We start from the raw sequence: 18,656 nt of genomic DNA on the forward strand, positions 1-18,656 counted from the left end.
GTAAGGGAGCAAACATGCAACGTATGGCTAATTGCCGTCGTTGAAACGATTAACGGTCAATGTCTGCTTTTCGCTCACAGCCGAGCTTCGCAAAATTGCCATAAGCGTACTGTCGTAACCTAGGCACTTGTTTGGTGAATTTTATACCGAACTACGAATCGAATACTTTTACATTAAGCTTTTTTATGAAATCTTGATTTACGATAAACGATGTAGCAAAGAAGTTGCTAACTGGCTCAAATCCACTATTTTTACAAAACTCTCGAAGTCTCAAATTATCAACGTCTTCAATCGCCAACTTTTCCCACGGATTAATATCGACACAATAATTCAGAAAAGATTTAAACCAACCTTGGCTTTGTAATGAAGAATCTAACCTTACAGTTGCAATAACTAAGCAAAGTTCGTTTATGTCATTGGTCTGACAACGCATTAATAGTGAAATGCCTTTTGCACTCATTTCACATCTATCGTTATTTCTCACCTCTTGATTTAATTCATATTCATCGAGTACAGAACTAAGCCACTTTTGCATTTGTACTTTAATAGATGAATTATCTCCAAATCTTTTCAATACTATAACCTCTAATTATGAGCCAAACGATCGGTTTACCTAACGAGACTGTAAAATAACTCCAACAGCCAAACTTAATTAAAAAAAGAGTTCCTATAATTAACTCTAAGTGTTTTTAAAGCGATCCTTGCTTTAGGCATGTAACGCTTTGAATATAGGGCGAGTGCTTTGGCAGAAGGCCAGCGAGTATTTCTCCCAGTGAGTTTACGAACGATATTATTCACTTGTTATGTGCCTTCACCAATCTCTGCTAAAACCTGAGTTTCGGGATGCGATATTTGCATAATGGTCTAAATGACTTTTCGCTGCATGATGAAATTCTGGTTTGTAGATTGCCGTATAGTCTCCAGACGGTTCATTCATATGAATTGACTCATATTCATCATTTGTGTTTGTATAATTAGCCACAGAGTTTAAATGATCACAATACTTACCAACGTCGTCATGGACAACATGGAGTGAATGGTTTGGACCACAGTTGGTAATGAATCCATTTTGTTCAATTTCCCTTATATTTTGATTAGTAAAGTTTGTATTCATTTATTAACTTCCTTTTTCCTTCCTGTGATGCTAATTCAGCACATAACGCCACTATTCTTTGGCGCGGGATTTTTTCGCGTCCAAAGCAAAAGATTGTTATGTGATATTTTTAAGCCCAAAGCCATGTATAGCTATATTCCTACCAAGATCATTTATCCTATAGCCACTCCCAAACCGTGTTGCGACCCCTAGCGAAAAAAAGAAGACCTTCTTCTGGAATAGCACCATGTCCGTTCTTGGATAGACTAAAATTAATCGCCATTAAGAAAGAAGGAACTCCATTGCTACGTCCGGCGCCGAAGGCGCGTAGTTAAATTTGTTTAAATTCAATACTGTAATAATTAATGTTCTTTGTGGCTTTCCAGATATCTAAGTATCCTGTTGAAAGCGCATAACTACCTTGCACATCAGCTTTTTTTATTTCTGAACTTAAACCTATTAAACAATTATTTATTGAGCTTGATGACAATTTCATCTGATATATAACTCGAGGATTCTGGCTAAGTTTAGCCAATTCCATTGCCACAGTTATTCTCTCTACTTTATCAGCAATTTCGTAAAGATTTACAGTCCATGAACTATTTTCAGGGTTTATAACTGAGTATGACGAAGCTTTTATTGTGCTTTTTATACGTTCATTACAAACAGTATCAAGATTGGGAATTATTACTCTGTCAGATTGTTCTAGTCTGAGGACAACACGTTGTTCTTGTTCATAAATCCACTCATCACTCTTTTGTAAGAACACCTCATAAAGAATTCTATCAGCACCTTCTGCTGATATATTTGAATAGTCATAATCAAACTTGTCATTCCGGTATCGCAACCCTTTTCTATAAGAAACAGGCTTCGGTACACCATCAAACTGCGACCATTCTTCACCCCAAGCAGAGTTTATAAAAGAGTCAGCTCTAAATAAGTTTTCAAAAATTGAACCATGTGATGGGAAATGTGCAACACCTGCCACAACTCCCTTATGTTCATTTGCGTAGTGCGCCCACATAAGAAGGTTTTCTTTGTTTTCGGTAAAGCTTATAACGCCAATATGGTGAATTCTAAAGTCGACGTATTGAGAAAATGTCAACTGACCATACTCCGGATCCCAAGAAGAAGAATCATCAAAATAGCTAGCCAATTCATCCAAACTCTCTCGACAAAAAGCAGCCTCAAAAGGATCATTTAGAGCACTTGGTTGTGAAAGACGAACAAACCCTTCTTCGAAAAAGTTTCGGGGCTTGCTCATATATTTAAATAGCTGCTTCAAAAGTTGCCTTTTTTAGGATGAAAAAAAATAATGTTATCACAATACTAATCGCGCATATTTCTGCATTATATAGTTTTAACAAATAACCTAAGGTATTACTATCACTAAGTTTTCTAAATTTTTTAGGTAAAGTTAAATGAACCAATCAATTAACGACGATATTTAGCCAATCTCAATGACCGGTTTTCGCTCACTGCCGAACTTCGTAAAAGTGCCACTTTGAGTCGTTCAGTTTAATTCTTTGCTCAACTAATAAAAACTAATTAACAGACGTTTTACCTAATTCATTTAGGTCAGTGGCTTAGCTCTCCAATTGACCAACTGCGGTATTGTACTAGCAGTTATACTTCTAACTAACACTACTCATAACTCATTTTTTCGAAAATATCTGTTGTCACCACAACATAATAAATTTATTATATAATAAATTTATTATGGAGCATTTCATGAAAGTTCTCTTTTTATGCACTGAAAACTCAGCTAGGTCTATCATGGCTGAGGCGTTGCTAAAACATCATGGTAAAGGTGAGTACGAGGTTTATAGTGCTGGTACTGAGCCAAATAGTGTTGATAGTCGTACCTTGTCAGCTATCGAGCACTTTGGGTTACCTACCGATGGATTACACTCAAAACACCTTGATGAAGTTAGCAATATCCATTTCGATTTTGTTATTACCCTGTGTGATAAAGCGGCAAAAGAGTGTGATAGCCGAGTCAATGGTACTAACTGCCTTGCTTGGGATTTCCCTGAGCCTCGTTCTCGTAGAGATGCCAACCCGTTTGAAAAAACGCTACAAGAGCTAAATGAACGGATTAAAATGTTTTTGCTGATACAAGAAAAGCAAAAGCCAGCGCCAATAACGCCAACTACTTTTTACAAAGCTCTGGCTGATGATATTCGCTTGAAAACGCTTTTAATCATTGCGGTTGAGGGTGAAGCGTGTGTCTGTGAGTTGATGACTGCATTAGATGAAGAGAGCCAGCCCAAAGTGTCCCGTCACCTAGCACAGCTTCGAAAAACAGGCATTTTATCTGACAGAAAGCATCAGCAATGGGTGTTTTATTCGATCAATCCAACATTGCCAGCGTGGATGAAGCAAACCATCACCTCAACGGTAGTGAATGAGCCTATTTTTATCGAACAAGAGCTAGCCAGATTAAACTCGATGGGTGACCGTCCTACGCGTGTGGCAAGCTGCTGTAATTAAGGAATGTAACTATGGGGATTTTTGAACGTTATTTATCTGTTTGGGTGGCGATATCAATTGCTGCTGGTGTGGCGCTGGGGATTGTTTACCCACCTCTTTTTGAAGCTATTGCAAAGCTTGAAGTTGCCCATGTAAATGTAGTTGTTGCTGTTTTCATTTGGGTAATGATCTACCCAATGATGGTGCAAGTGGATTTTTCAACCATTAAGGAAGTAGGGAAGAATCCGCAAGGCTTGGTATTAACTTTGGTGGTCAACTGGCTTATTAAACCATTTTCAATGGCTGCTTTAGGTTGGTTGTTCTTCGAAGGCTTATTTGCCGATTTTGTATCACCAGAAACAGCGCAAGAATACATCGCTGGTATGATTTTACTGGGGGTTGCACCTTGTACGGCAATGGTGTTTGTCTGGTCGCAATTAACCAAAGGTGATGCGAACTATACCTTAGTTCAGGTGTCGGTGAACGACATCATCATGATTTTTGCATTCGCTCCCATTGCGGGGTTATTGCTTGGTGTAACAGACATTCATGTACCTTGGGGCACCTTGTTTATCTCGGTGATTTTGTATGTATTGCTCCCTTTAATCGCGGGAATCCTGACTAGAAAACACTTAAACAGCTCAGGTCGCGATGAAGCAGCTATCACAAGTTTGCTAGAGAAGTTAAAACCGTTTTCTGTTATCGGTTTACTGGCAACAGTCGTTTTGCTGTTTGGCTTTCAAGCTAACACCATTATTGAGCAACCACTTAATATCTTGCTAATCGCCATTCCGCTTATCCTGCAAACCTATGGCATTTTCATTATTGCCTATTTTATCGCGGTCAGACTCAAGCTTAAGCACAACATTGCTGCACCTTCTTGTTTGATTGGTACATCTAACTTCTTTGAATTGGCAGTGGCAGTAGCTATTTCCCTTTTCGGCTTACATTCAGGCGCTGCATTGGCGACCGTGGTTGGGGTTCTGGTTGAAGTTCCAGTTATGTTGTCTCTCGTATCGATTGTGAACAGAACAAAACATTGGTTTAACGAATAATTAAGAGGCTTTTTATGCACACTCATCCATATGACATACTAACACTTGATAATGGCGCAAGCTTTATCTTTACTCCTTGCCCCGGAACAAAAGACGTTGATTTAACAACATCGGTTACACAATTGAAAGATGCTGGAGCACAAGCGATTGTGACGCTGATGTACGATGCAGAAATGAACAAGAATGAAGCCGAAGACCTTCCTCAAGTGTGTGATGCACAAGGTATTAAATGGTTTCAGTTACCTATTTTAGATGACGATGCACCAAATGAAGATTTTGCAGCAGCGTTCAAATCAAACCTTGATGACATGCTATCTATCTTACGCAATCAAGGCACCATTGCCGTGCATTGTAAAGGCGGCTCTGGTCGCACAGGCTTAGTCATTGGACTACTGATGTTTGAACTAGGTTACGACAAGGCAGACATTATTAAACAAGTGCAGAAAATGCGCCCTAAAGCGCTCTCACACCCAGTACAACTTTCTTTTTTCAATGAGTTTCAAATAGTAGGAGCTTAACAATGGCAATTAAAATTGGTATTAACGGTTTTGGCCGCATGGGTCGCTTAACACTTAGAGCTGCTTTTGGTTGGCAAGACATTGAGTTTGTGCAAATCAACGATCCTGCTGGCAATGCAGAAACGCTAGCACATTTATTAAAGTACGATTCTGTGCATGGTACTTGGTCACATGATGTAACCCATGATGACAATAACGTGATAATTGATGGTCAAGCCATTCGTGTAACGCAAAACAAAGCAATTAATGATACGGATTGGTCTGAATGTGATTTGGTCATTGAAGCGTCAGGCAAGATGAAGAAAACTGAGTTGCTACAAGCCTACTTAGACCAAGGAGTAAAAAAAGTCGTTGTAACAGCACCCGTAAAAGAAGAAGGTGTACTTAATGTGGTTATGGGGGTTAACGACCATCTATATGATGTTGAACAGCACTCAATCGTAACGGCAGCGTCTTGCACCACAAACTGCTTAGCACCAGTGGTGAAAGTGTTACTGGATAAAATCGGCATCAAACATGGCTCAATGACGACTATCCACGACATTACCAACACTCAAACGATTCTAGATGCTCCGCATAAAGATTTACGTAGAGCGCGTGCCTGTGGCATGAGCTTAATCCCAACCACTACAGGTTCGGCAACGGCGATTACTCATATTTTCCCAGAGTTGAAAGGTAAGCTGAATGGTCATGCGGTACGTGTGCCTCTTGCGAATGCTTCAATTACTGATTGTGTATTTGAGGTTGAGCGTCCAACAACGGAAGCTGAAATTAACGCTTGGATGAAAGAAGCGGCTGAGGGCGAATTAAAAGGCATTCTTGGTTATGAAGAAAAGCCACTTGTGTCTATCGATTATAAAACCGACCCACGTTCTAGCGTTGTCGATGCATTATCAACAATGGTCGTTAATGGCACTCAGGTGAAGCTGTACACATGGTATGACAACGAGTGGGGTTACGCTAATAGAACGGCTGAACTTGCTCGTAAAGTCGGATCATCAATTAAAGGGTAATGTAACACTATGAAGCGCTTGGCATCATTATCTGACGATATTAAGCAATACCTTGTTGTAACAGGCAATTATTGGGCATTTACCTTAACCGATGGCGCACTACGCATGTTGGTAGTGCTTCATTTCCACGCGTTAGGCTATAGTCCGCTGAGCATTGCGATGTTGTTCTTGTTTTATGAAATCTTTGGTGTTGTCACTAATTTAGTTGGCGGCTTCTTAGGTGCCCGTTTAGGGCTAAATAAAACCATGAACATCGGTTTGGCGATTCAAATAATCGCCTTGCTGATGTTAGCCGTTCCCGCTGAATGGTTAACCGTTGTCTATGTGATGATTGCACAAGCGCTTTCAGGCATTGCCAAAGACTTAAACAAAATGAGCGCAAAAAGCTCAATTAAGATGTTGGTTGCCGCAGGACAAGAAGGCACCTTGTTTAAATGGGTCGCGGTATTAACAGGCTCTAAGAATGCCCTGAAAGGCGTTGGCTTTTTCTTAGGCGGCTTACTGTTAACTTTACTTTCCTTCAAAGGCGCAATGTTGTTAATGGCAGGTGTTTTGGCTCTTGTTTGGTGTTACAGCCTTTATGCTTTGAAAAACGACTTAGGTAAAGCCAAGAACAAACCTAAGTTTACCGACATCTTCTCAAAGAGTCGCTCTATCAATATCTTATCGGCTGCACGACTCTTCTTGTTTGGTGCCCGTGATGTCTGGTTTGTGGTTGCACTACCTGTGTTCTTGTCACAAGTGTTTGAATGGGATCATTGGACAGTAGGTGGCTTCTTAGCGCTTTGGGTGATTGGTTACGGTTTTGTCCAATCAATGACACCTAAGCTAATCAATTTCAAAGCTAGCGTTTCTCCTGCCACTGAAACCGTAAAATGGGCAAGCTTGTTGGCATTAGTGACATTAGGTATAGCTTTATCGTTACACTTTAACTGGGAAGTTAAAACGGCACTCATTGCTGGCTTAATGGTATTTGGCGTACTGTTTGCCATTAACTCATCTCTGCACAGTTACCTGATTGTTAGCATGGCTGATGCCGATGGCGTTTCGTTAGATGTTGGCTTTTACTACATGGCAAATGCAATGGGGCGTTTGATTGGTACAGTGCTGTCAGGCTGGGTTTTCCAGCTATACGGGTTAGCTGCTTGTTTAGCAATTTCATTTATCTTTATTAGTTTAGCTGCACTTATTTCTGCCAAGTTACCAGCCACAGCAAGTAACAAGTAAACAGTTTGCATTAAGGCTTTCCCCTGACACTTAGCAGTCAGGGGAATGAATTATTTACCAAAGCAACAACTGTTCCCTTCTTGGATGGGAGGACACTTTACTGTCCCATAAGAGCAATAGACGCAACAATCACCTTTTAATGGTTTAAGCAACTTTTTACAGCTTTCGCATTCGTAGTACCACTGGCAAGCATTTGTAGGCATAATCTCAACTTTACTAAACCCGCACTTTGGACAGGTTATCTTTGATTCTAACTCTATGCCTTGCATACTGGCTCCATAACAGGCCTAACCATATCTAATACTGACATAAATACCATCCATGTGATCAAAGAGACATCATTATACAATTAATGCAGATTGCCTAAACTCAATTTTAGGGCATGAACGGGTTCGCTAAGCGTCCGCTTTGTAGAATTAAGTCCAGATATCCAGATAACTCTGACTGTCTCTTATTCGCTCTAAGTTGCCTACCATGCAAACGCTAACTATTAGCTTGGACTTCCCATAGTTTGCTAGACGGTACCCGCTAACTTACTTTGGGGCAGAAACGAGTTTGGACTTCCAGCTTTCACTAGACACCGGCTTATAATCTTAAAGTACAAAACGGAAATAAACTTCCGGTTTTTAAGCCATGTTGCTATATTTCAGAAGCAAACTTCCGTTTCTAGGGCTTCAAAGGTAGTTATCGGAAACATACTTCTGTTTTTTATAGTGTTAACTTAGATAGCCTTATGAGCAACTTTTCGTGGTCTTATTTGAGCGAAAACCAATCATTGAGATTGGCTGTATATAAGAGTTAATTAATTTCCAAACTGTGTCGTTCGCGCATATATTCAAGTAGAAGAGGTACGCCCGTATATTGTTCCATTTAACTTTACTCAAAAGTTTTAGAAGACTTAGAGATAGTGATACTTCGGGTTATTTGCTAAAACTATTTAATGTAGAAGTGAGCGTGGCGTTGGCAGGAGTATATGTGATGAGCGAACTAATATTAAATTATCATTAGGTTTGAAACCGAAGCTAGAATGAGCATGGATAATAAAGTACTCGAAAATAAGCAGTTCATATGGGAAATGCTAAAATCAGATAAATGGACTAAAGAGCATCTTCTGTCGCTTAAATTTAAAGCTAATGACCAAAGTTGGAATGTAGCTCTAAGAGCAGCTCAAAAATGGGGGTATTCCAACGTCATTCAAAAATCATTCAAAAATCATTGAAAAATAATAAAGAAAAAATTAAGAAAAAAAGGAAGCAGGTTCCTGAAAGAGAAACACATGAAAAATACATCGCAGACGAAAAAATTATTGAATACGAAAAGAAAGAAAAGAAGTTTCTAGTTAGCCAAATAAAGGCCCACAAGAATTTTAAGAAAAATATGGCTTCAAGATTGCCCAATTTAGAACTTTACGAGCTAGAAAACTTGAACCGCATGCTAATCGCGAGCACTGATAGTATTGAGCCTGGCGGAACCCGATATAACAACATGCAACATCGCTTTGAAAGCGTAAAAGACTCAACAAAATGGCATTCTCGGGCTGGTAAATTTAGGCGAAAGTGATGAGTTTTTATTCTAACGTCAGCATCGGCTTGCAGGCTGGCCGCGCTGCTTAATGTGTTACCATCGTCCGCTTTGAATACTCAGGCATACTTTGGCAAAGAGCGAGATATAGTCATTTGGATTGGCTAAATATAATTGTTTATTGAGCTGGATTTAGGTGTAATAGGTACATAGTTAACGCTGAGCAATACAGGGAAAGCTTAAACTATAATAGGTAAGCAGGTTTAGCTAGAACCTAAAAAGCAAATTCCCACAGCATAAATAACACCAACGTTGACACATCGAGCAGGTAGGGCCTCAGCCAAACAAGCTCTTATGCAACACAAACAGCGTGTCGCATAAATACTAAAATGTTAGCTGTCTAACTTCACATTGGAGAAACAATTGAAAATATCAGAAATAAGCTCTCTGGATGATATTCAAGAGTACAAGAAGACATCAAATCTTAGAGACGATATACAAAAACTTATCTTCCCGCTTAAAACTGAAGCGAGTAGTGATGAAGAACTACTAAGTATCGTTGAGTTTCTCAAAGCAAAGTGGTTAGGTTTTAAAGAGGGTCCATTTGTTTCAAGGCAAGCTGAATTTATTTATTATTTATCACAGCTAGAAGGAAAACAAAGAAATAGAGCTATCGGTATTACAGATGAGCATTACGAAGATACTACTATTGCCAGAAAGTGGTACAAGGAAGTTTCGCAACTAGTTCATCCTGATAAAGGTGGGGATGCAACGGCCTTCAATGTTTTGAGGAAACTATATGAGGTAATGGTTGATGTGAAGGAAGATGAAGATGAGTGATGAAAAAAATCTTCCAGTCGTACATTCTGCTAAAGATCTAACTATTATCTTTCCTGAAAAAAATAAGCATATAAGTGATACAGAAGCGGAAAAGAATAGAAGCCTTATTACAGATAACGGTGCTTATACCAGTGATGGTAGAGCTTACATAAATAAAAATGCATTACCTCAATTATTGGCGACTGATAAAAAAGGTGCTAATCGTTTTTTCAACAATCTGGAAGATGATGATAAATTAGAATTAGGCAATCAAAATCTGGCTTCTATATCTTCTGTAAACAAAGAGTTATCTGAGCGGATTCAAGAGCCAAGAGATACCCTAAAGAAGGAACGTCTTCGAGATTCGGAAGCTTGTATTATTGCCTTCCGAGATGCACCTGAACTAGAAAAATATCGCGAAGTCGAAGAGTCAAAAAATAGAAAAGAGCAGTCTAATTTGAAAGCAAAAAAAATTAAGAGTGAAAACATAACTTCGTGTGAACTGACTGGAGAACAATTAGAACCTGATGCAGATGCGCATCATATCGAACGGCAGGCCGATAACCCAAGAAGAGCAAGAGATTTGAGTAATATTGTTGTAGCAAATAAATCTCCTCATCGCGAAATTCACGCGGCGGGCGCAGAATCGTTAGAAGAGCTTTCCGCACTTTGTGCTGAGAAAGGTTGGAATGATCCAACAAAAGGCTAATAAGGCGCTCGATTATGATGGCAATGTCTACGTCCAACCATTAATTCTGTATTGATACATTAAGGTTTTTACAGCCTTAATTTATCAATTTTTATCCATTCAACTATTTACCTAAATCTAAATCTAAACCTACTTAAATTAAAGGTGAGACTTTAGTTAATAAATCTCAATTTAAGTGGCACAGGCCAGGTTGTCAACAAGCCCCTGATTTTATCAATCTGACGTCAATCTTCACGAAAAAATAAAGTGTCAAAGCAAATTCATACGTTTATCGTTTATATAGTTAAAAATAAAGCATTAAATTGGTGTCAATTAATAATACTGTTTTACATTAATAAGAATTTTTGGCCAGACGATCCTGCCAATAGCGTTGCCACTAATAGAGTAAAAAGCAGAATGTGATCACGCTTTGTTAATTTTACTTAGTGTTAAATGTTGACCATGCAAATGATGTAGCAATTGCACTTTCTATGTTTATGCCAGAGGTATTGAAGGCCTTTGGAGAGTATTTATTTTCTCACTTAAAGGCACGTCATCCAAGCATTGTTGCTAACTTTAATTGTTTTGCTGATCTCATTATTGGTATTGATAAAGTAATTTATGTTGAAGTAGCTAAGCTTTTTCATGAGCCTAATTTACCTGAAATTGATGCCCAAATTATTGAAGACGGGTTTGTGCGCCGAAGGGCTTATTTTTGGTGCTGCGGCTCATTATGGGGTTGATGCTAAGCTTAATCATGGCCAGTGTATGCATGATGGGTTTGATTCGTGTTTAATTGAAATAAAATATGAGACTCCCCATGGCTGAAGACGACTACAATTATAAAAAAGCGTACCTGCGCGAAAAATCAGCCAGAGATCAATTAGAAACCCTACTAGAAGACAAAACACGGGCATTGTTTATTGTTAATCAAGAGCTAAAAGAAAAGCTTGAAACGGTCAAAAACCAACAATTAAGCTTAATGCAAAGTGAAAAAATGGCCACGCTAGGGACACTCTCAGCTGGGATGCCCACGAAATAAATAACCCGCTAGCTACATAACCAGTAATGTAGAAAGTATAAAATTTATAAAGCCCGTGCTGGTTTCGTTAATGACGGCGGCTCAACAATTTGTAGATAAATCAATTTCACTATCGCAGTTGGAGTCTATTTTAGTTCAGCTCAATCAAGAGAACGATTTAAGCTTTATTGTGGACGATATTGATGACTTAGTTGATGATACCCAAGAGGGATTAGAGCGCATAGCTCATATTGTTAGTAACCTTGTCGACTTTGCAAGCCTAAAAGACAACGTAACTGCAATGGCAGATATTACAGAATCACTCAATGGCACACTAAAACTACTCGACAACCAGCTAGGGACGTGTGCTATAGAGTTACACATTGAAAAGTTACCTCTAACACGGTGTAATATTTCATCTATGAAACAAGTGTTTGTAAACTTATTAATTAATGCGAAACACGCCTGCGACGATTTGCGCGATCATCAAGGAAAAATAAGGGTTAAGCTGTTTGCCAATGAAAATAATATTTACATTGAAGTCGCAGATAACGGCTGTGGAATGGACGCTGATACACTTAAACAAATGTTCGATCCCTTCTTTACCACTAAACCCGTAGGCCAAGGCACAGGTATGAGAATGGCCATTGTTTACAATGTAGGCATGGCTACAAAGTGTGTTGTGGCTATTGAGCGTAGGTATAAGTATCTTAACTCGATACTTCTTGTCCGCCGTGTTGCTCGGCTAAATCATCAAGTTCGGCAACGGTATAATCAAACCCGCTTTCATCGTATTCGTAGCTTATTTTAACGCTGTCGCCGCCATTAAAAAGACGTGTTTTTACGGTATTGACTGGCCAATCTTTTAATTCGTGTAAAAAGCGGTTTGCCACTTGCGATGACTCAAACCGGTAGCTAATCTCTGTTTTCATAAATAATAATACCCTGATAATTTTACCCCCGTAGTTTGTTGATTTTTACCAAGGAGTCAAGTTATCTACTTTAAAAGGGCAATAAATTATGACTTTATAGATACTTATCGGTCATAGTAATCTAAGTTGGAGTGTTAACAGTATAAAGCTGTTTAAAAAACAATAACCATAAACCGCAGCGCAGCAACGTGAATCGTACCCAGAACTAAAACCGCTCGAGTACAACTAAACCAAAACAGAGCTGGTGGCAGCAATTACTAAAGCCATGGAAAACTTAGGCTGGGAACTGGTTAATAGTGATGTTAATAATGGTATTGTTGAAGCAACAGGCACTACGACCTGGTTTGGCTTTAAAGACGATGTTGTGGTTCGTATTAACGATAAAGGCAGCAAGCGTGTGGTCGACATACGCAATAAATCACGCATTGGTAAAAGTCATTTAGGTAAAAATGCTCAGCGTATTAAAACACTGATTGAAGAGTTAAATGCTGTTGCTGTGGAATAATTGAATACTAATAAACAGCCCTTGCGTTTTGCAGGGCTATTTGCAGTTGCACATGATCAGCTTATGTTCATAGCTGACAATGCATACTGTTGATGATTTTTAATAAACTATGGAGTTATTATGAAAACAGTCGGATATGCAGCAAAAAGTCAAGGTTCTTTGCTTACAGAGTTTTCTTTTGAGCGCCGCGATTTACGAAATAACGATGTAGCAATAGAAATTTTATATTGTGGTGTGTGCCATTCAGACTTACACGCAGTGCGTAACGACTGGGGGGGTAGTAATTACCCATTAGTTCCTGGGCACGAAATTGTAGGTAAAGTAATATCAGTCGGTAGTGATGTAAAAAAATACAAACAAGGCGATACCGTTGCCGTAGGGTGTATGGTTGATTCGTGTCAAAGCTGTGACCAATGTGATAATCACCAAGAGCAATTTTGTCGTGAAGGCATGGTCGGTACTTACAGCGGGACCGATAGAGTTAACGGCGAAATGACTCAAGGTGGTTACTCTAAACACGTTGTAGTACGCGAAGAGTTTGTATTATCAGTGCCTGAAAACTTAGAATTATCGCGCGTGGCGCCGTTACTTTGCGCCGGTATTACTACTTATTCACCGTTACATAAATGGGGTGTAAAAACAGGTAGCCGTGTTGCTGTGGTAGGCCTTGGTGGATTAGGTCATATGGCGGTTAAAAATGCAGTAGCAATGGGTGCAACCGTTACTGTTATTGGTCGTACTGAGTCTAAAAAAGAAGATGCAATTAAGCTCGGCGCACAGCATTATTTAGTATCAAACAATGATGATGAAATGAAAAATGCGCAGTCAGCGTTTGATGTCATTATTGATACTGTGCCTGTAAAGCATGACTTATCAATTTACACACCACTACTTGATATTGATGGTACCTTGGTTATTGTTGGCCAAGTAGGCCCAATAGATGAGCTAAACACAGTTCCTCTTTTAATGGGGCGTCGTCGTGTAGCCGGTTCGTTAATTGGCGGCATTGCAGAAACACAGCAAATGCTTGATTTTTGTGGTGAACACAACGTACTGCCAGAGTGTGAAATGATCAACATAGACGAAATTAACACCGCTTATGAGCGTATGGAACGCTCTGATGTGCGATACCGTTTTGTTATTGATATGTCATCTATTAGCGTTTAATACGCTAAAGAGTAAAATGTAAAAAGAGCCGCTTAGCGGCTCTTTTTGTTTTTATTAACAAGGCTGTGCCTGTTTAGTTTTGTTGCCGCTAATTTGTATATAACTAAGCAGCCACATTAACAGCCCACCTAAAAATAAAGCCGCAGCAACATAGCCTGTTTGATTTGGCGCTGCCCCTTTTGCAATAGCAATGCCGCCAACCCAAGGGCCAATAGCATTTGCAATATTAAACGCACACTGCACTAATGCCCCAATCATGGCGTGGCCGTCAGGTGATACATCCATTAATAGCGTTTGCACTAAGGTTGATAGCCCTAAGCTGCAGCCAATAAAAAATATAACCGCATACAGCAGATAAATATTATAGCTGGCACTTACATATGCAAATGCAAAAACAATGGTAGAGGCAAGCGTAAATCCGGTGGTTTTTATCGCTGATTTATCGGCAGCTTTACCTAGTACGTAATTACCGAGCGTAGAGCCAATACCAAACATCACCATAGCAATTGAAATTGTATAGGGCGCGCTCTGAGTGACCTCTAAGATCGTATCGGCCACATAGGTATAAATACAAAATACGCCACCAAAGCCAATAATAACAATCCCTAATATTGACCAAACCAGTTTGTTTTTTAGCACCCCTAATTCGTTGAGTATATTAGAGGTATGGGTGTTTTTAACATTAGGCACCACGTTATACACAAAAATAAAGGCAATAAACGCCAACACCCCAGCCGCAGCGAGGCAATAACGCCAACTAAGATTTTGCCCAACCAATGTCACCACCGGCACACCAACGATAGTGGCTATGGTTAAGCCCATAAACACTTTTGACATAAAGCTAGCGCGTTTTCCTTGCGGTGCTATATCAGAGGCCAGTAATAACGCGGCACCAAAATAAGCGCCATGGGGAAGGCCACTTAAAAACCTAAACAGCACCAGTTGTTCTAACGAGGTCGCTAATGCACTTAAACTGTTTGAAATACACATTAAGCTTAAAAATAATAATAGCGCTCGTCGTTTTCGCATATTTGCCGTTGCCAACATTAAAATGGGTGCGCCAACCACCACCCCAAGAGCATAAGCACTAATAGCATAACCACTTTGTGACGGGGTACTGCCAAAAGCCTCACTAATTAATGGCAACATAGGCATCATAGAAAATTCAGATAACCCCAAAATAAAAGTACCCAACGCCAGCACAATTAAAATAGCGGTTCTATTGGGCTGACCCGACGGCGATGTAGTATCAACGGCCATATAAATCCTTGAAGATAATAAATAAAATTTAATAACAAACTAAACGCCAGTGCGCTTAAAAATAAAGCACACACGCTTATTTAGTTGAATGTGGAAATGAGGAGTAAAGAGGCGTGCATTTTAAATTAAAAGCTCTCTTTCGTCATGGACTAAACCATAATTTAAGATGAATAAAATTTAACTTAAGCCAACCAAAGGATGGTTAAGTAAGTTCAGTAAAGTATTAACGCAATCAAAAATAAGCAGTGTTAAATTTAAAATGTAATGTTAACTTGACTTCTTGTAATGCATGAATGATATTTGTAAAGTAAACATTACTTTTAAAAACAGGATAAAGGCAATGAAAGCAGAATTAAATTTAAAACAACGCCAAATTAAAAATACCAGTTACCTAGCTAAATGGACCTTAATATGGCTTTTTACTTTAGCTATTTGCAGCTTTGGCCCCACTTTAATCTGGGATCGTTCAGCGCTAATTAGTGGCTTTTTTATTATTATAAATTTGGCTGCTGGCGTAGGGATGATTTTAGCCAACAAGCGCTATTTGCAAGGCATGGATGAATTAATGCAAAAAATACATCTCAGTGCCATGGGGTTTACCTTAGGTGCAGTGTTAGTAGGCGGGCTGGCATACACCAATTTACAATTGAGTGGTTTAATTGATTTTAAAGCGCAAATACCCGACTTAATGTTTTTAATGGGGGCGGTGTATTTAATTAGTGTGTATGTGCTTAATAAACACTATTGCGCAGGTGATGAATGAAAAATAGATTAAAAGTGTTAAGAGCCGAGCATAATTTCACTCAAGCAAAGTTGGCCGAGCTGTTGGATGTATCGCGCCAAACGATTAATGCCATTGAAAAGGGCAAGTTCGATCCCAGCTTGCCACTGGCTTTTAAGGCCGCAAGGTTGTTTAAACTTAAAATAGAAGATATTTTTGATGACGAACAGGGTTAAAAATTAACAAAGTGCGACAATATGTCGCGCTTTTTAACTTGCCGCAGCACGTATAATTTACCCACAAAATTTTTGTGGTAAATCAATAATGACTGATAAAAAAAATCCTTTAACCTCCTATTTATTATCGCCTTTGGCACTCGTTATAAGTGGCGTACTATCGCCTGTTGCCTTTGCAGATGACGCCTCAATTGAAATTATTGAAGTACACGGTCAAGCACAAAACAAACACCTATCGTTAGGTTCATCTGAATCGTTATTAACTGATTTAGGTGTGGACTTTTCAGCCGCCGGTGGCATGGCTAACTTACCTGTTTTAAATGGTTTAATGGGCGATAGAGTGGCGGTACTGGTCGATGGTGCGCAAATCACCGCCGCCTGTGCCAATCAAATGAACCCGCCACTGTCGTATATTTCAGCCAATCAAATTAGTAGCTACAAAGTGGTTGCGGGTATTTCTCCGGTAAGCGCGGGAGGCGATAATATTGCAGGGGTGATCGCGGTTAATTCTATTTCGCCTCAGTACAGTGAAAGCAAGCAACTTGGCTGGCACTCTGGCTACGTATCAGCCCAATACAATACGCTAGATAACGGCAAAAAGGTAGGCGCGGGCATGCGCATTGCCAGCGACGTATTCAGTTTTAATTATCAAGGTGCGTTTAGCGATGCTAACAGTTATGAAGATGGTAACGGCGATTTAGTGCTTGACACCCTATACCGCGCGCAAAACCATAGTTTAAGTGCTGCCATGCGCGATGATAAGCAACAATTAGTGGTTAAGCTAAGCCATCAAAAAATACCCTATCAAGGCTTTGCTAACCAATATATGGATATGACAGATAACACCAGCTATGGCGCTGTTGCCCAGTATAAGCGTGCTTTTACAAACAGTGAGCTTGAAGCGCAGTTAAATTGGCATAGCGTAAAGCATGAAATGGGCTTTTTCAGCGCAGAAAAAACCGGAAAAATGCCAATGAAAACTGACGCCGAAGATATAAGCACTCAGTTAAAATGGCAATTAGCGCTTGATAACAACAGCCAGTTATTACTCGCCCAAGAGTACCATTATATGAATATTGATGATTGGTGGCCTGCGGTTGAAGGCTCAATGATGATGGGGCCAAATGACTACAACAATATTAATAACGGCCGGCGTCAGCGTATTGCCCTGCTTGCTGAATATGAAAGCCAATTAGATACTCGCTGGTGGTTAAATGCAGGCGTTCGATTTGAAAATGTAATAACCAATACCGACGATGTACAAGCATACAACGCAGGTATGGCCGCTATGAGTGCGATGGCCATGGCGATGCCAAGCGATGCAATGGCCGCTAAAGAGTTTAATGATCAGAACAAAAAACAAACAGATAACCTAGTCGATGCAAACGTGCTGATTAACTATCAACTAAGCAATAATGACGAGTTACAAATTGGTTTAGCTCGTAAAAATCGCGCACCTAATTTATACGAACGTTACAGTTGGGGGGTGGGCAATATGGCCACCACCATGATAGGTTGGTACGGCGATGGTAATGGCTATATTGGTAACATTGCTCTTAAACCTGAAACCGCGCACACGCTAAGTACCACTTACACCACTATGGCAAAAGACGATAGCTGGCGTATCAGTGCCAATGCGTGGGTGAGCGATGTAAATGATTATATTGATGCCAACAGAGTAAGAAGCTTTAACCGCACAGTGCTTGCTGCCAATACTCGTAATGTACTTATGTTTAATAACCTAGATGCCACGCTTTATGGCGTAAAGCTAGATGCGGTTACTACTCTGCACGAGTCTAAGCAGTATGGTAGTTGGTCGTTAAAAGCTAACATTACCAACACCCGTGGTAAGCGCGACGATACCAATCAGCCGCTTTATCAAATTAAGCCGCTGCAAACCCAATTTGCTATTAACCAGCAAATTGGCCGCTTTGAAAACGCACTCACGTGGCAGTGGGTCGATAGTAAAATCCGGGTAGATAGCAACCGCCTAGAAAACCAAACCGAGCAGTATCATTTACTAAACCTAAGCTCTAAAGCCAGTTGGGATGCATTGACCGTGAGTGTTGATATTACCAACCTGCTTGATGAGTATTATGAATTACCACTGGGCGGCGTAAGTATTGCTGAGTTTAAACAAGATTCAACGCAGGGATTCAATCAATTAGCAGGGCAGGGTCGCTCTATTAATTTAGCTATGAGTTACGCGTTTTAAAGTGAGAGAGTAAGTTAGTATCAGCCGTCAGATCCGATTTTAGGTTAATCGAGTCTGACGGTTTAAGTTGAGAAAGTTACTTTTTTATTAGAGCTTGAGGGACTCTCCATTTTAATAGACTTCAATGTAAATAATGTACTTTTTCATCTGTAGCGTCATATTTGTTAATGTATTTGCCTATTTTTTCGTAGTC

General features: G+C 39.7%; 19 protein-coding genes and 2 pseudogenes. 15 read left to right on the top strand and 6 right to left on the bottom strand.

Annotated features, from left to right (window positions below; genetic code table 11):
- Window positions 1–151: 151 nt before the first annotated feature.
- The 3 genes from MTN96_RS15625 to MTN96_RS15635 form a co-directional block, all read right to left on the bottom strand.
- A complete protein-coding gene (locus MTN96_RS15625; protein WP_248532185.1) occupies window positions 152–574 on the bottom strand; it encodes a hypothetical protein in 423 nt (140 codons plus the stop codon).
- A gap of 237 nt (window positions 575–811) precedes the next feature.
- Complete coding sequence (locus tag MTN96_RS15630) at window positions 812–1,114, bottom strand: hypothetical protein (protein ID WP_248532186.1); 303 nt, start codon at window positions 1,112–1,114, stop codon at window positions 812–814.
- A gap of 310 nt (window positions 1,115–1,424) precedes the next feature.
- On the bottom strand, window positions 1,425–2,378 hold the full coding sequence (locus MTN96_RS15635; protein WP_248532187.1) for a DUF2971 domain-containing protein: 954 nt from the start codon (window positions 2,376–2,378) through the stop codon (window positions 1,425–1,427).
- Window positions 2,379–2,824: 446 nt separating this feature from the next.
- On the opposite strand from MTN96_RS15635, the gene MTN96_RS15640 reads away from it, so the two are divergent.
- The 5 genes from MTN96_RS15640 to arsJ are packed head-to-tail and all read left to right on the top strand — an operon-like array spanning window position 2,825 to window position 7,378.
- The gene (locus tag MTN96_RS15640) at window positions 2,825–3,586 is read left to right on the top strand and encodes a metalloregulator ArsR/SmtB family transcription factor (protein ID WP_036983716.1); all 762 of its coding nucleotides are present in this window, start codon (window positions 2,825–2,827) and stop codon (window positions 3,584–3,586) included.
- Between the two features lie 11 nt (window positions 3,587–3,597).
- Window positions 3,598–4,620, top strand: coding sequence for an ACR3 family arsenite efflux transporter (gene arsB, locus MTN96_RS15645; RefSeq protein WP_028835005.1), 1,023 nt, complete (start codon window positions 3,598–3,600; stop codon window positions 4,618–4,620).
- Between the two features lie 14 nt (window positions 4,621–4,634).
- The gene (locus tag MTN96_RS15650; RefSeq protein ID WP_016898911.1) at window positions 4,635–5,138 is read left to right on the top strand and encodes a cyclin-dependent kinase inhibitor 3 family protein; all 504 of its coding nucleotides are present in this window, start codon (window positions 4,635–4,637) and stop codon (window positions 5,136–5,138) included.
- A 2-nt stretch (window positions 5,139–5,140) separates the two neighbouring features.
- Complete coding sequence (locus MTN96_RS15655) at window positions 5,141–6,151, top strand: ArsJ-associated glyceraldehyde-3-phosphate dehydrogenase (protein WP_016898910.1); 1,011 nt, start codon at window positions 5,141–5,143, stop codon at window positions 6,149–6,151.
- A gap of 9 nt (window positions 6,152–6,160) precedes the next feature.
- Window positions 6,161–7,378, top strand: a complete 1,218-nt coding sequence (arsJ, locus tag MTN96_RS15660) for an organoarsenical effux MFS transporter ArsJ (RefSeq protein WP_096038704.1) — start codon at window positions 6,161–6,163, stop codon at window positions 7,376–7,378.
- A gap of 50 nt (window positions 7,379–7,428) precedes the next feature.
- Here arsJ and MTN96_RS15665 read toward each other — a convergent pair whose 3' ends face one another.
- Window positions 7,429–7,647, bottom strand: coding sequence for a GDCCVxC domain-containing (seleno)protein (locus MTN96_RS15665; RefSeq protein ID WP_096038705.1), 219 nt, complete (start codon window positions 7,645–7,647; stop codon window positions 7,429–7,431).
- Window positions 7,648–8,551: 904 nt separating this feature from the next.
- Here MTN96_RS15665 and MTN96_RS15670 point away from each other — a divergent pair.
- The 5 genes and pseudogenes from MTN96_RS15670 to MTN96_RS37140 all read left to right on the top strand — a co-directional run bounded on the left by MTN96_RS15670 (window position 8,552) and on the right by MTN96_RS37140 (window position 12,238).
- The gene (locus tag MTN96_RS15670) at window positions 8,552–8,938 is read left to right on the top strand and encodes a hypothetical protein (protein WP_248532188.1); all 387 of its coding nucleotides are present in this window, start codon (window positions 8,552–8,554) and stop codon (window positions 8,936–8,938) included.
- A 384-nt stretch (window positions 8,939–9,322) separates the two neighbouring features.
- A complete protein-coding gene (locus tag MTN96_RS15675; RefSeq protein ID WP_248532189.1) occupies window positions 9,323–9,739 on the top strand; it encodes a hypothetical protein in 417 nt (138 codons plus the stop codon).
- Complete coding sequence (locus MTN96_RS15680) at window positions 9,732–10,427, top strand: hypothetical protein (protein WP_248532190.1); 696 nt, start codon at window positions 9,732–9,734, stop codon at window positions 10,425–10,427. The genes MTN96_RS15675 and MTN96_RS15680 overlap by 8 nt, the downstream gene beginning before the upstream one ends.
- Before the next feature lie 425 nt (window positions 10,428–10,852).
- Window positions 10,853–11,149, top strand: a complete 297-nt coding sequence (locus tag MTN96_RS15685) for a hypothetical protein (protein ID WP_248532191.1) — start codon at window positions 10,853–10,855, stop codon at window positions 11,147–11,149.
- A gap of 77 nt (window positions 11,150–11,226) precedes the next feature.
- A pseudogene (locus MTN96_RS37140) lies at window positions 11,227–12,238 on the top strand (sensor histidine kinase).
- Here the strand turns inward: MTN96_RS37140 and MTN96_RS15700 are convergent.
- Entirely contained in the window at window positions 12,138–12,359 is a 222-nt protein-coding gene (locus tag MTN96_RS15700; protein ID WP_248532194.1) for a hypothetical protein, read from the bottom strand. The pseudogene MTN96_RS37140 and the gene MTN96_RS15700 sit on opposite strands and share 101 nt — an antisense overlap.
- 172 nt (window positions 12,360–12,531) lie before the next feature.
- Between MTN96_RS15700 and MTN96_RS15705 the strand changes: the two are divergent.
- Window positions 12,532–12,864: pseudogene (locus MTN96_RS15705) on the top strand (DUF1499 domain-containing protein); the annotation flags it as partial.
- A 120-nt stretch (window positions 12,865–12,984) separates the two neighbouring features.
- Complete coding sequence (locus MTN96_RS15710; protein ID WP_248532195.1) at window positions 12,985–14,031, top strand: NAD(P)-dependent alcohol dehydrogenase; 1,047 nt, start codon at window positions 12,985–12,987, stop codon at window positions 14,029–14,031.
- Between the two features lie 54 nt (window positions 14,032–14,085).
- On the opposite strand, the gene MTN96_RS15715 is transcribed toward MTN96_RS15710, so the two are convergent.
- Window positions 14,086–15,291 carry an MFS transporter gene (locus MTN96_RS15715; RefSeq protein ID WP_036956818.1) on the bottom strand — a complete coding sequence of 402 codons (1,206 nt, stop codon included), beginning with the start codon at window positions 15,289–15,291 and terminating at the stop codon, window positions 14,086–14,088.
- 340 nt (window positions 15,292–15,631) lie between these two features.
- Between MTN96_RS15715 and MTN96_RS15720 the strand changes: the two genes are divergently transcribed.
- From MTN96_RS15720 to MTN96_RS15730, 3 genes are all read left to right on the top strand, one after another.
- Window positions 15,632–16,054, top strand: coding sequence for a hypothetical protein (locus MTN96_RS15720; RefSeq protein WP_028835426.1), 423 nt, complete (start codon window positions 15,632–15,634; stop codon window positions 16,052–16,054).
- Window positions 16,051–16,248 carry a helix-turn-helix transcriptional regulator gene (locus tag MTN96_RS15725; protein ID WP_013464415.1) on the top strand — a complete coding sequence of 66 codons (198 nt, stop codon included), beginning with the start codon at window positions 16,051–16,053 and terminating at the stop codon, window positions 16,246–16,248. Before MTN96_RS15720 ends, MTN96_RS15725 begins: the two co-directional genes overlap by 4 nt.
- Window positions 16,249–16,336: 88 nt before the next feature.
- Entirely contained in the window at window positions 16,337–18,463 is a 2,127-nt protein-coding gene (locus MTN96_RS15730) for a TonB-dependent receptor (RefSeq protein ID WP_248532196.1), read from the top strand.
- Window positions 18,464–18,656: the final 193 nt, after the last annotated feature.

The organism is Pseudoalteromonas sp. 2CM28B (genome assembly GCF_023161935.1).

Bases quoted from the DNA above. Each gene is read 5' to 3' on its own strand.
- MTN96_RS15630 (WP_248532186.1), bottom strand. From the start codon at position 1,114: ATGAATACAAACTTTACTAATCAAAATATAAGGGAAATTGAACAAAAT.
- MTN96_RS15640 (WP_036983716.1), top strand. From the start codon at position 2,825: ATGAAAGTTCTCTTTTTATGCACTGAAAACTCAGCTAGGTCTATCATG.
- arsB (WP_028835005.1), top strand. From the start codon at position 3,598: ATGGGGATTTTTGAACGTTATTTATCTGTTTGGGTGGCGATATCAATT.
- MTN96_RS15650 (WP_016898911.1), top strand. From the start codon at position 4,635: ATGCACACTCATCCATATGACATACTAACACTTGATAATGGCGCAAGC.
- MTN96_RS15655 (WP_016898910.1), top strand. From the start codon at position 5,141: ATGGCAATTAAAATTGGTATTAACGGTTTTGGCCGCATGGGTCGCTTA.
- arsJ (WP_096038704.1), top strand. From the start codon at position 6,161: ATGAAGCGCTTGGCATCATTATCTGACGATATTAAGCAATACCTTGTT.
- MTN96_RS15665 (WP_096038705.1), bottom strand. From the start codon at position 7,647: ATGCAAGGCATAGAGTTAGAATCAAAGATAACCTGTCCAAAGTGCGGG.
- MTN96_RS15670 (WP_248532188.1), top strand. From the start codon at position 8,552: ATGGGGGTATTCCAACGTCATTCAAAAATCATTCAAAAATCATTGAAA.
- MTN96_RS15680 (WP_248532190.1), top strand. From the start codon at position 9,732: ATGAGTGATGAAAAAAATCTTCCAGTCGTACATTCTGCTAAAGATCTA.
- MTN96_RS15700 (WP_248532194.1), bottom strand. From the start codon at position 12,359: ATGAAAACAGAGATTAGCTACCGGTTTGAGTCATCGCAAGTGGCAAAC.
- MTN96_RS15710 (WP_248532195.1), top strand. From the start codon at position 12,985: ATGAAAACAGTCGGATATGCAGCAAAAAGTCAAGGTTCTTTGCTTACA.
- MTN96_RS15715 (WP_036956818.1), bottom strand. From the start codon at position 15,291: ATGGCCGTTGATACTACATCGCCGTCGGGTCAGCCCAATAGAACCGCT.
- MTN96_RS15720 (WP_028835426.1), top strand. From the start codon at position 15,632: ATGAAAGCAGAATTAAATTTAAAACAACGCCAAATTAAAAATACCAGT.
- MTN96_RS15725 (WP_013464415.1), top strand. From the start codon at position 16,051: ATGAAAAATAGATTAAAAGTGTTAAGAGCCGAGCATAATTTCACTCAA.
- MTN96_RS15730 (WP_248532196.1), top strand. From the start codon at position 16,337: ATGACTGATAAAAAAAATCCTTTAACCTCCTATTTATTATCGCCTTTG.